We start from the raw sequence: 12,423 nt of genomic DNA on the forward strand, positions 1-12,423 counted from the left end.
ACGGTCGGAGTATGAACCTTCCCACCATGGGAAGCGCAAGCGTAAAATGAGGGCTTGACCTTGCCAAGATGGGAAGGTCTAGGCTGATGCCATCTTCCTCAGAACGGACGCTTCCATGACTGCCGCCAGCCTTGCCGACGACGTTTCAACTGACCTCGACATCAGCGGGATGACCTGCGCCGCCTGTGCCGGCCGGGTCGAACGTGCCCTGCGCGCGGTGCCCGGCGTGACGGAGGCCAGCGTGAACCTCGCCACCGAACGCGCTCGCGTGCAAGGTGGTGTGGCGGGCGACGCACTGGTTGCGGCAGTGAGCGCCGCCGGCTACGAAGCGCGCATCGCCTCGGATGACACCGCCGCGCCCGCTGCGGCCGAGCCCGATTTCTGGGATGGCGCCGGCCCCGTGTGGATTGCCGCGGCCCTGTCCGTGCCGCTGGTGCTGCCCATGATTGCCGGCTGGTTCGGCAGCGACTGGATGCTGCCCGCGTGGGTGCAATGGCTGCTGGCGACGCCGGTGCAGTTCGTGATCGGTGCGCGCTTCTACAAGTCTGGCTGGAAGGCCGCACGTGCGGGTGCCGGCAATATGGACTTGCTGGTTGCGCTTGGCACGTCGGCAGCGTATGGCCTGTCGCTGTGGCTCTGGTGGCGCGCGGGTGCGGACGAGATGCCGCATCTCTACTTCGAAAGCGCCGCCGTGGTCATCACGCTGGTGCGCCTGGGCAAGTGGCTGGAAGTGCGCGCCAAGCGCCAGACCGCGCAGGCCATTCGCGCGCTGCAGGCGTTGCGTCCCGACACTGCCCGCGTGCGCGGCGCCGATGGCACGCTGCGCGACACGCCCGTCACCCGCGTGCGTGTCGGCGACGTGGTGTCGGTGCGTGCAGGGGAGCGCATCCCCGTGGATGCCGTGGTGCTCGAAGGCGCCAGCCACGTCGATGAATCCATGCTGACCGGCGAAAGCCTGCCCGTGCCCAAGCGCGAAGGCGATCGCGTGACCGCCGGCGCCATCGCCACGGATGGTGTGCTGCTGGTGCGCACCACGGCCATCGGCGCGGACACCATGCTCTCGCGCATCATCCGCCTCGTTGAAGACGCGCAGGCCGCCAAGCCGCCGATCCAGCAACTGGTGGACCGCGTGAGCGCGATCTTCGTGCCGGCCGTGCTGGTGGCGGCACTGCTCACGCTGGCCGGTTGGGTGATCGCCGGGGCGGGGTGGGAGACGGCTATCGTCAACGCGGTGGCGGTGCTGGTGATTGCCTGCCCGTGCGCGCTGGGGTTGGCGACGCCGTCGGCCATCATGGCGGGCACTGGCGCGGGCGCGCGGCGCGGCATTCTGATTGCCGATGCGCAGGCGCTGGAGCGTGCACAGCAAGTGGACTTCGTCATCTTCGACAAGACGGGCACGCTCACCGTCGGCCAGCCGCGTGTGACGGCAGTGGAGGCTGCACCGGGTACGGATGCGGATGCACTGCTTGATCAGCTCGCCGCGCTGCAGGCTGAAAACACGCACCCGCTGGCACACGCCACGCGTGAGTATGCGGTGGAGCAAGGCCGCACGATCGCGCCCGCGCAATCGCCCGAAGTGCTGGCCGGACGCGGCACACGTGGCGTCGTGAATGGTGCGTCGCTGCAACTGGGCAATGCGCGCTGGATGGATGAGCTGGGGCTCGACCGCGGCGCATTGCAGGCCCGTGCCGATGCGCTGGAAGCCCAGGGCAACACCGTCTCATGGCTTGCACAAAACGGCGAAGGTGGGGTGCAGCTGCGTGGTCTGATTGCCTTTGGCGATGCGCTCAAGCCCGGTGCCAAGGAAGCGGTGGCTGCACTGCAAGCTCGCGGCGTTCGCACAGCGCTGGTGACTGGCGACAACGCCGGTGCTGCGCGCACGGTGGCCGATGCACTCGGCATCGATGAAGTGGCCGCGCAGGTGTTGCCGCAGGACAAGGCCGCACGCGTAACCGCCTGGCAGAAGGGCGGGCATGTGGTCGCGATGGTCGGTGACGGCATCAACGATGCGCCAGCGTTGGCTGCCGCTGACGTCGGTATCGCCATGGCTACCGGCACGGATGTCGCCATGCAGGCCGCCGGCATCACGCTCATGCGTGGTGAGCCGCGCCTGGTGAGCGATGCGCTTGACCTCTCGCGCCGCACCGTCGCCAAAATCCGCCAGAACCTGTTCTGGGCCTTCATCTATAACGTGGTGGGCATTCCACTGGCAGCCTTCGGCCTGCTGAGCCCCACTTTTGCTGGTGCAGCGATGGCGTTCTCCAGCGTGAGCGTCGTCACCAACGCGCTGATGCTGCGCCGCTGGCAAGCTTCCGGAGACCGTGCATGACCCGAACCGATCTCAACGCAACCCAAGGCCCCGTCAACATTGGCGAGGCCGCCAAGGCCAGCGGCGTGTCGGCCAAGATGATCCGCTACTACGAGAGCATCGGCCTGCTGCCGCCCAGCCCGCGCACCGAGGGCAACTACCGCATGTACGACGCGCGGGCGTTGCACGTGCTGCGCTTTATCCACAGGTCGCGCTCGCTCGGGTTCGCGCTGGAGGAGATCCGCACGCTGCTCTCGCTCTGGCATGACCGTGAGCGTGCCAGCGCCGATGTGAAGGCCATCACGATGCGTCACGTGGCTGACCTGGACGCGCGCATCCGCGAGCTGCAAGGCATGCGCGACACCCTCATGACGCTGGCCAACGCATGCCACGGCGACGACCGGCCCGACTGCCCGATCCTCGAAGGTGTGGCCGGAGACGAAGGGGCCTGCTGCCACTGAGGGCGCCCTCGATTGGGCGGGGCGGCGTCTATGCCACAATCGGGCAACCCAACGAGGAGACGCCGATGACGCAAGCCCCCGCCCAGGTTGCTGAGCAGGAAACCCGCCAGCGTATGAAGGACGGCACTGAGCTGCTAGTCCGGACCTGGTTTCCCGGCCCGCAAGCCGGTACACCGCGCGGCACCGTCATCCTCGTGCATGGCATGGCCGAGCACAGCGGGCGCTATCCACATGTGGCCAAGGTCCTCACCGAGCTTGGTCTGCGTGTGCGGGCCTTCGACCTGCGCGGTCACGGCAAGAGCGGCGGTCCGCGCATGGCGCTCGACGCGCAAGACAACTACCTCACCGACCTCGCAGAGATCATCGATACGGCCGTCGCTGAATGGAAGGAGATGCCTTTCGTGCTGGGGCACAGCATGGGCGGACTGATCGTTGCGCGCTTTACTACGGCGCGTATTCGGCCGGTGCGCGGCGTGCTGCTGTCGTCGCCTGCGCTGCGGGTGAAGCTGCCGCCGGGGGCGGGCATTGTGCGCGGCATTCTGTCTGCGCTGGCGCCGCGGTTGGCGGTGCCCAACCCGGTCGATCCGGCCAAGCTGTCGCACGATCCCAGCATCGCTCCCGCATATCGCGCAGATGCGTTGGTACAGAGCACGATCAGTGCTTCGCTGCTTGAGTTCATGCTCAATGCGATCACGCAGGCGCAGCAGGATGCGCCGCGCCTGGAGGCGCCAATGTTGCTGATGGCAGGTGGGTCGGACACCATCGTCGATCCTTCAGGCAGTCGGGATTTTTATGCGCATGCGCCAGAAGAGTTGCGCACGCTGGCTTGGTTTGAATCCGGGTATCACGAGATCTTCAACGAAGCCGAGCCGATGCGTGGTGAGGTGTTTGGGAAGATGACGGAGTGGTTGGCTTCTCGGATTTGATGTGGGGTTGACCTTGCACCACCAGTAAAAGAACAAAAACCAAAGGCAAAGAGCAGGAGACATGGAAACCTACGACTACATCATCATCGGCGCAGGCTCCGCGGGCTGCGTTCTCGCCAACCGCCTGACGCAAGACCCTGACGTCTCCGTGCTGCTGCTGGAAGCTGGCGGCAAGGACGATTACCACTGGATCCACATCCCCGTCGGCTATCTGTATTGCATCGGCAACCCGCGCACCGACTGGCTCTACCGCACGCGTGAAGAACCCGGCCTGAACGGCCGCTCGCTCGGCTATCCGCGCGGTCGCGTACTGGGTGGCTGCTCATCCATCAACGGCATGATCTACATGCGCGGCCAGCGCGAAGACTACGACGGTTGGGCCGCCACGACCGGCGATGCTTCGTGGAAGTGGGATGCCGTGCTGCCGCTCTTCAAGGCCAGCGAGAACTACCACGGCGGTGCGAACGAATGGCACGGCGCCAACGGCGAATGGCGCGTCGAAGCGCAACGTCTGCAGTGGCAGGTGCTGGAGACCTTTATCGAGGCCGCCGTGCAGGCTGGCATCCCACGCACGAGCGACTTCAACCGTGGGGACAACTTCGGCGTCGGCTATTTCGAGGTCAACCAGAAGCACGGCATCCGCTGGAACACGGCCAAGGGTTTTCTGCGTCCGGCATCGCAGCGGCCCAATCTGACGATCGTCACCGGCGCGCAGGTGCGCGCGCTCACGTTTGACGGCAAGCGCTGCACGGGCGTGACGTATCGCGGGGCAGGGCAGGACTACACGGTGGCCGCGCGTGAGGAGGTGATCCTCTCGGCCGGGGCGATCAACTCGCCGCAGTTGCTGGAGCTGGCGGGCATCGGCCAGCCGGAGCGGCTGCAGGCGCTGGGCATCAACGTGCGTCAGGCGCTGTCCGGCGTGGGCGAGAACCTGCAAGACCATCTGCAACTGCGCAGCGTGGTCAAGGTGCACGGTGTGCCGACGCTCAACACGCGTGCGGCCAACTGGTGGGGCAAGGCGCTCATCGGCATGGAATACGCCTTCAACCGGAGCGGCCCGATGAGCATGGCGCCGTCGCAGTTGGGGGTGTTTGCGCGCTCGAACCCGCACGTGGCGCGGCCGGATGTGGAGTACCACGTGCAGCCGCTTTCGCTCGACAAGTTTGGCGATCCGCTGCACGCGTTCAATGCATTTACCGCCAGCGTGTGCAACCTGCGGCCGACCTCGCGCGGCACGGTGCACGTCACCTCGGCGGATCCGTTTGCGGCGCCGGCCATCGCGCCCAACTACCTGTCGACCGAGGAAGACCGCAAGGTCGCGGCTGACTCGCTGCGCCTCACGCGCCGCATCGTCGCGCAGCCGGCGCTGGCGAAGTATCGGCCGGAGGAATACCTGCCCGGCCCCAGCTATCAGACCGACGAAGACCTCGCCCGCGCTGCCGGCGATATCGGCACAACCATCTTCCACCCGGTCGGCACATGCCGCATGGGGCGGGCGGATGATGCGGGCGCGGTGGTCGATGCGCAGTTGCGCGTGCACGGCATCGAGGGCCTGCGCGTGGTGGATGCGTCCGTCATGCCGACCATCACGTCGGGCAATACCAACTCGCCGACGATCATGATTGCGGAGAAGGCGAGCGAGATGATTCGTGCGGCGCGCAAGGCGCGGGTGCGGGGTGAGGCGATGGCGGTGTGATGGTGGCGAGTTTACTGAGCCACCGGAAGTCGTAGACAACAAAAGGGGGCTGTGAATACGGTATTGGCGGTTAGGGGGCGGCCCAGAAGTCGAGGGTCTTTTGGCCGATCCACTGACCTTCAAGCTTGCCGCCCTTGATCGTTGCGCGGATCAGCGGTTTGAGCGTATCAGCGCTCTCGGATTCGGTGAGTTCGATGACGTTGCCGTTCACCTTGCCATTCAGCGCAATGGGCTTTCGATACTTGTCATAGAAGTAGCTACCGGACAGCGAGCCGTCGCTATAGCGCTCGGACAATTGCAGTGTGATGGCCGCCTGTCCCACGCGGCCTTGTAGGATCTGCCGATATGGTTCAGCTGGCCGTGCTGCCTGTGTGCCGCCTAATAGCAGGTACTTCCCATAAGCGGTGAAATACGGCGCGAGATCGTCGATCTTGTAAGCGACTTTCTGCTCATCCACGTCGTCTAGCGCACGCATGGCGTGATTGCTACAGCGGCCATACAGAAAGGTGATGGACTTGCCGTCGATTCTCAGCGAAGTATTCGCTAACGTGAAGTACTTGTCGTAATCGGGCGAGAGCATTGATTCTATGCAATGCTCGTACATGTCGATGGTTTCCGAGATGCGCTCTTCTTCGTCTTGTTTGCCTTCAAACTTGCGCTGTGGCCAAGGCGTGGCGATGCCTTCCTTTTTGCGGTTCGCTATGGCTTCTTTGTTGAGGCCAGCGATGGCTCGCCGGTATTCGACTAGGCGTTTCGTGAGGTTCTGCTTCAAGAGCGTTGCGCCGCCCGCCGGTGTGAATATGTCCGACGCCAGAATCATTCGTCCGTCGGCTGTGGCGAAGTTGTACCGCATCCGGCCGTGCTCGCAATAGGCGCCGCAGTATTCGGCGTCGACTTCGAGCGCCAACACCCGGTCGTCATTGCGTAGCACCGAAAAGCTGAAGTCTGAGCTGCCTCGAAGTCCGTCCTGCTCCTTGGGCACTTTGATTCCATTGGAGTACTTGACGGGGGCCGGCTGCTCGGCCATGTCGAGGAAGATGCGATGGTTGATGCGGGCGTCGCGTCTGGCATCACCCGATTCGACGTAGGGCAAAGAGCCCTTATATGCAATTATTTTAACTGTGATCGGCGTGGATGGTGACGCGGTAACGAAGACTGGTAGCGCGGCAACGATGCAGGCGAAGGAGATGTGAGTGAGCATGATGAGTGGTTGGAGGGGTTGAGAATGCACCGATATCGCCAACCGGACATTGGCGTGCTTACTTTGTGACGGATTCCTTTGTGGAGAGATGTTTGTTGGAGTCAATGAGTTTCATGTAGACGGCATGAGATGAGTCGAAAATGCTCTTGCATTTTGGGTTGTTGTCACATTTCTTGGGCTTGTTATCAATAAATGGCTTAATTTCATCAATGGCATTGCTTTCCTCGTCGAGCGAGTTTGTCGCGTCTTGGGAAATTAGATCTAAGAAGTAGATGAAGGTGCTTATGTAGCTGAGACTGTTTTTGTTGATTTCGGCATAATTTCCATAAAAATCGATTCCGTCTGGGCAGATTCCAGATGTGTCTATGCCGCCAACGCGCACTTTGTTTTTTAGTACGTATAATCCACCAAGTTTTCCATCGATATCTGATCTATCCAGGCGAGATATGGAGTTATTTGTTGATGCTAGATGTCCCTCGAAGTAGTTTGGGGGGCGGTTTTTTGTCAGCTTTATTTTTGCTAAACAGTCGGCGGCAGTTGCTGTGCCACGTGGTAGTGCTCCGCCAGAGATGACAAATGTGCGTCGTCCGTCAGATTCGAGAAGCATCGCAACTCCATTTTTCCCCTGGTACGCATTCAAACTGGTGTCGGATAGGGCTGATGTACTGGCGATAGTTGTGATGGCCGCAAATGAGCTATTGATAATCCATTTCACTTTCAAGTTCTTTGAGTGCTTTTTCATTTTCTGAAATGAATCTGTTGGTGATTCCATTTTGTATGGCGGTAGTCGAGTTGATGAAGCGAATGAGTTTTCCTTCTGGGTTCTTCTTTCCGCGCTCCCGGTAGATTTGATCTATGAGAAGTTTGTCGTACTGCTTTGTTTCCGTGGGGTTGATGCCCAATGATTGAATTGATTTAACGATGACATCGGTGGTTGGTCCGTGATGAACGGATGTGGACCACGTAACATCATTCAATGCGTGCGAGTGATATCGAATATCCACTTGAGTGCTTTGTAGAACCTTTGCAACCAAGATATCGAAATGCGTTCTGCGGATGAATTCGTGTTCAACCCTTGTGAATAATTCTGCGTTGTTTTTTACAAGGGATTTCCATTTTTCAGAAAACGTGGCGGTGCCTGGTGTTAGGCCAATAAAATCATCTGTCCAAGGGAAATCTGGTGATGTAACAAATTTTTGGACTGTACCGCCAATGATGAAAGTCCCATTTGGCTGTCTTGTCTTGCTCGTCATCTGATATGACCCATAGGAGACCCCGCCCGGATCGCCTTGGCCGCCAGAGACTGTAATTGGCCCTTTTCCTCCAGTTTCGTAGTGGCTTGATAGCTTCCCAAGGTTGTAATCCCTCCTTCTGCGTTGCCCCAGTGCTGCAATAAAATTCCCCACCAACGCAATCGGATGGATATGAAACACCTCCGGGCTGCTTGGAAACGGCGGCCCAACTTTTGCGGCCACCTCCTTCCACCACACCAGCTGCCTCATTCGCTCGATTTCCGCCTCGTGATACGGCTCCTCATCAATACGTTGCAGCACCGTGTCGAAGAAGCTCTCGTACTCGCTTTGGCTGGCCCATTCGCTGCGGTGCTTCGGCATCAGGCGCGATGCGCGGAAGCGCAGCCACTTGTTGTCTTTGAGCGCACGCAACTCGTCGGCGGCGCGCGCTTCGTTGCGCATGGGCGATAGGGCGCGGTAGAAGTTGCACGCCAGCGGCTTGAGCTTGTTGACGTCGCCCGTGGCTGGTTTGTCCTCGTCCAGCGCGTAATCCAGATAGCCGTCCACGGTGCGACACATGGTGGGGTTGCCCCCATCGTCACCGGTGATGGTTTCAAAATCGGCCCAGGCATGCGGGGATACGCGCGTAACGCCCCCGTCGGGCGGCATCAGGCGGTTGCGCACCCAACCACTGATGTCGACATGTCGGCTATTGGCGCTGGTGACGTACCACCAGGGCTGGTTCTGGCCGCCAATGTTGAGCGTGTCCTTGGGGGCTTTGTATTCATCAGGGAACGCATCAAGCGCGGCCTGGTTGTAAATTTGAACAACGGCGGTTTGCGGAGCCTCCGCGCCTTCCTCGTAAACCGGTTGCCCCTGCGCATTCGTCTTCTTGACCTGGAAGAGCTTGACGCCCTTGTCGATGCGCAGCAGGGGCAGTTTGTCGAAGTCGAAGATGTCTCGGGCTGCCGCGCGTGTGTTTGCGAGGAAGTCAGTCAGGTCGCTCCCACAGAACACTTCGATGTGCACCATCCGGTGCTCTTGCTCAGGGTTATCCGACAGCCAGTAATGCCCCAGATGCCCGATCAGATCGCCCGCGTTGATGCGAATCGGGGTGGCGGGCACAACCACCTGATCGCTCAGCGCCTGCGAAATGATGGGCTTGAGTAGCAAGTGACCATGTTCCTTGCCGAGGTACACCCAGCCCTTGTCTGCGCCCTGGGGGATAAAACTCGCCACCTCGGGCGGCTGGATCGTGCCGGATTCGATGGCTTCGATTTTTCCCCAGAGCCATTTCTTGCACTTCTCCCCGATGCGCACTTGCGCACCTCGGGGCAGGATGCCCAGCATCGTGGTGCTGCCCGGTTCGGCGTGGATGTTCAAGCCGACATGCTCGGCTGGGGTGGGGATATGTGCGGTGGCTTTGGGCTTGTCCGAAGCGGACTCGGTCACCTCGTAGGCGCAGGCCCAATAGGCGGGCGGTTGCATGCCCTTCTGCTCGTACTCGGCAACGCTTTGCAGGTGCATGTACAGGCTGAAGAAGGTCAGCCGATTGTCCGCGGGATATTCAAGCGTGTGCCGTACCAGGGTGAAGGCGGAGCTGTAGTGGCCAGTTGTGACGGTGGAACTGTCGCGATCTGTTTGAGCGGGCTCGTCGTCTTCGTCTGCAATCTGGCTGGTCAGCGCAACACGGTTCATGCGATAGGCGATGATTTCACCCGCAGCGATGCTGCGCACGCCGTGCGCCAGATCAAGATGCCCGCCCGCACCATCCGCCGTGATGTGAATGCCACCGTGCCACATGCCGGTGCTGCTGACGGCAAAGTTGCCGGTGTTCTCGTCGGCGAGCCATTCGTAGAAGGCGTGTTCATCCACAAGCGCTTTACCGTTCGCGGCTCGGAAGGGGAAGGCGATGCTTAGGGGCTGTGATTCGGGAGTCGCTGGAGGAGTGGGTGGATTCGACATGAACGCGCTGTCTGAATACTGCGGGTTGAACAACCAAATTCAGTAAAACGGTGCGTCAAATCATCACCGCAACCCAATGCGGCTCGCTGTCAAATTGTGTTGTTGCATAATCGCGCCGAAGCGCGCGCGGTGTGAGATGCAAAGGCGTGGAGCCTTACGAGAATGCGGATTTCCTTAGTGATCCTGGGCGGCAGCGCTGATGTCTGCGTGCTTGCCTCTCGCAAGGTCCGCCCACTAAACTCCCCGTGCCGCTTTCGTGCCATGAGGGAAAGCGGCCGAGGCGTGGAACCCTCGGTCTTGCCGGGCGAGAACCTGAGCATAGGGTCTCGTCCTCAATCTCCCATGGCCGCTCTCCCTTCTGGGCGAGCCGGCAGGGACGGCTTCGGCCGTGCCGGAGGTAAGACCGGTGTTCCAACCTTGCCCGTGCTCGCCCACCCGCCTTTCGCAGGTGGCGCGTTTCATCACGTTTCACGTTGACTGGAACCCGCTATGAAAGAACCCCCAACATTCCCCGATCTCCGCCGCTATCAGGCGCATGCTGATCTGTTCGACAAGCTTTCCAAGCTGCGAGCATTCCTGAGCATGCTGCACGCAGGCGGCTTCGAGCATTTCCGCGCGCTGGAAGAGGCGCGCCAGGCAGAAATCTTGTGGACCTGTCTGGACTATGCGGAGGGGGCCTACACAGCGCTCACCATCTGGGATGGCATCGACACGCAAGAAGGCGCAGATCTTCACTGACTCGTATGCGCGCCGAGCGGGTCGGCGGCGTATTCCACAGGCTCATGTCACTCCCTTGACACGCCGCCCGTGTCATATCGATAGGCAATCGGTATTGCTCCGATACGTAACTCTACGTAACCCTCGCCGACAAACCGCAAAACCAATCCCGGCGCGGGTTTCCGGGCCGTAAGCGACGCGTAATCGTCTTGGTACAAACCCCGATGTTTTGCGACGCAACAGCCGTTGACAATCGTCCGCACCAAAAAAGAGGCGGGAGACAAGAGGGAATCATGGCGCAGGACATCATTCTCGAAACGCGCGGACTCACGAAGGCCTTCAAAGGCTTTACCGCCGTGTCCGACGTCAACCTGCGCGTACAGCGTGGGTCGATCCATGCGCTCATCGGCCCGAACGGTGCCGGCAAGACGACCTGCTTCAACCTGCTGACCAAATTCCTGGTGCCCACGCGCGGCACCATCCTGTTCAACGGCATCGACATCACGTCGGAAAAGCCGGCACAGATTGCCCGCCGCGGCGTGATCCGTTCGTTCCAGATCTCCGCCGTGTTTCCGCATCTGACCGTGATGGAAAACGTTCGCGTGGGGCTGCAGCGCCAGCTCGGCACGGCGTATGCGTTCTGGCGCAGCGAGCAATCGCTGAACGTGCTCAATGAGCGCGCAATGGCGCTGCTCGAGCAGGTGGGCCTGACGCAGTTCGCGCACACCGTGACGGTGGAACTGCCCTATGGCCGCAAGCGCGCACTGGAGATTGCCACCACGCTGGCGATGGAGCCCGAGCTGATGCTGCTCGACGAGCCCACGCAGGGCATGGGCCACGAAGATGTGGACCGCGTGACCGAGCTGATCAAGCGCGTGTCCGAGGGCCGCACGATCCTGATGGTGGAGCACAACATGAACGTGGTGTCCTCCATCGCCGACAAGATCACGGTGTTGCAGCGTGGCCAGATTCTGGCCGAAGGCCCGTACGAAGACGTCTCGAAGAATCCGCAGGTGATGGAAGCCTATATGGGCACCGCCGATGCGGCGCTGGAAGGCCATTGAGGCCACTGATCAGCTCGGACTGATCTGCGATGCGGCTGCGCGCTGCATCACCGAACGCTTGACCCGAACACACGAGAACACTGCATGAGCACGCCCGCGCTCCAGATCAAGGACTTGCACGCCTGGTACGGTGAATCGCACATCCTGCATGGTGTCGACCTGACCGTGAACCGCGGCGAGGTCGTCACGCTGCTCGGCCGCAACGGCGCGGGCCGCACCACCACGCTGCGCGCGATCATGGGCCTGGTGGGGTCGCGCAAGGGTTCCATCGTCGTGCATGACGCCGGTGGCCAAGGCGTGGAGACCATCGACCTGCCCACGCACAAGATTGCTCACTGCGGCATTGGCTACTGCCCGGAAGAGCGCGGCATCTTCTCCAGCCTGTCGTGCGAAGAGAACCTGATGCTGCCGCCGGTGCTCAAGGACCAGGTGGCCAAGAGCGGCAATCCTGGCATGAGCATCGACGAGATCTACGAGATGTTCCCCAACCTGAAGGAGCGTCGCCAGAGTCAAGGCACGCGCCTGTCGGGCGGCGAACAGCAGATGCTGGCGGTCGGACGCATCCTGCGCACGGGCGCGAACCTGCTGCTGCTCGATGAGATTTCCGAAGGCTTGGCCCCGGTGATCGTGCAGGCGCTGGCCCGCATGATCCTGATGCTCAAGAAGCGCGGCTATACGGTGGTGATGGTGGAGCAGAATTTCCGCTTTGCCGCACCGCTGGCCGATCGCTTCTATGTGATGGAACACGGCCGCATCGTCGAGCGTTTCGAGGCGGCGCAGTTGCAGGACAAGATGCCGGTGCTGCACGAATTGCTCGGCGTTTAGGACGGTTTCCCCATCGATTTGCATGACC

Annotated in this window: 10 protein-coding genes; 7 read left to right on the forward strand and 3 right to left on the reverse strand. The window is 61.3% G+C overall.

Going from position 1 to position 12,423, the window contains the following annotated elements:
• The first annotated feature begins 115 nt into the window (after positions 1–115).
• The 4 genes from PI87_RS13555 to PI87_RS13570 all read left to right on the forward strand — a co-directional run bounded on the left by PI87_RS13555 (position 116) and on the right by PI87_RS13570 (position 5,391).
• Entirely contained in the window at positions 116–2,329 is a 2,214-nt protein-coding gene (locus tag PI87_RS13555; protein WP_039598241.1) for a heavy metal translocating P-type ATPase, read from the forward strand.
• Positions 2,326–2,769, forward strand: coding sequence for a Cu(I)-responsive transcriptional regulator (gene cueR / locus PI87_RS13560; RefSeq protein ID WP_039598242.1), 444 nt, complete (start codon positions 2,326–2,328; stop codon positions 2,767–2,769). The genes PI87_RS13555 and cueR overlap by 4 nt, the downstream gene beginning before the upstream one ends.
• A gap of 65 nt (positions 2,770–2,834) precedes the next feature.
• Positions 2,835–3,695 (forward strand): alpha/beta hydrolase, encoded by an 861-nt coding sequence (locus tag PI87_RS13565; RefSeq protein WP_039598243.1) that lies wholly within the window; start codon positions 2,835–2,837, stop codon positions 3,693–3,695.
• Positions 3,696–3,756: 61 nt separating this feature from the next.
• Positions 3,757–5,391 carry a GMC family oxidoreductase gene (locus PI87_RS13570; RefSeq protein WP_039598244.1) on the forward strand — a complete coding sequence of 545 codons (1,635 nt, stop codon included), beginning with the start codon at positions 3,757–3,759 and terminating at the stop codon, positions 5,389–5,391.
• 70 nt (positions 5,392–5,461) lie between these two features.
• Here PI87_RS13570 and PI87_RS13575 read toward each other — a convergent pair whose 3' ends face one another.
• The 3 genes from PI87_RS13575 to PI87_RS13590 are packed head-to-tail and all read right to left on the reverse strand — an operon-like array spanning position 5,462 to position 9,789.
• A complete protein-coding gene (locus tag PI87_RS13575) occupies positions 5,462–6,592 on the reverse strand; it encodes a hypothetical protein (RefSeq protein ID WP_157003134.1) in 1,131 nt (376 codons plus the stop codon).
• A gap of 58 nt (positions 6,593–6,650) precedes the next feature.
• A complete protein-coding gene (locus PI87_RS29090; RefSeq protein ID WP_157003135.1) occupies positions 6,651–7,307 on the reverse strand; it encodes a hypothetical protein in 657 nt (218 codons plus the stop codon).
• Complete coding sequence (locus PI87_RS13590) at positions 7,288–9,789, reverse strand: hypothetical protein (RefSeq protein ID WP_157003136.1); 2,502 nt, start codon at positions 9,787–9,789, stop codon at positions 7,288–7,290. The genes PI87_RS29090 and PI87_RS13590 overlap by 20 nt, the downstream gene beginning before the upstream one ends.
• Before the next feature lie 489 nt (positions 9,790–10,278).
• Between PI87_RS13590 and PI87_RS13595 the strand changes: the two genes are divergently transcribed.
• The 3 genes from PI87_RS13595 to PI87_RS13605 all read left to right on the forward strand — a co-directional run bounded on the left by PI87_RS13595 (position 10,279) and on the right by PI87_RS13605 (position 12,395).
• Positions 10,279–10,527, forward strand: a complete 249-nt coding sequence (locus PI87_RS13595; protein ID WP_039598247.1) for a hypothetical protein — start codon at positions 10,279–10,281, stop codon at positions 10,525–10,527.
• Between the two features lie 272 nt (positions 10,528–10,799).
• Positions 10,800–11,570, forward strand: a complete 771-nt coding sequence (locus PI87_RS13600) for an ABC transporter ATP-binding protein (protein ID WP_039598248.1) — start codon at positions 10,800–10,802, stop codon at positions 11,568–11,570.
• Positions 11,571–11,654: 84 nt separating this feature from the next.
• The gene (locus PI87_RS13605) at positions 11,655–12,395 is read left to right on the forward strand and encodes an ABC transporter ATP-binding protein (RefSeq protein ID WP_039598249.1); all 741 of its coding nucleotides are present in this window, start codon (positions 11,655–11,657) and stop codon (positions 12,393–12,395) included.
• Positions 12,396–12,423 lie beyond the last annotated feature (28 nt).

The organism is Ralstonia sp. A12, from assembly GCF_000801955.1.
GTDB lineage: Bacteria > Pseudomonadota > Gammaproteobacteria > Burkholderiales > Burkholderiaceae > Ralstonia.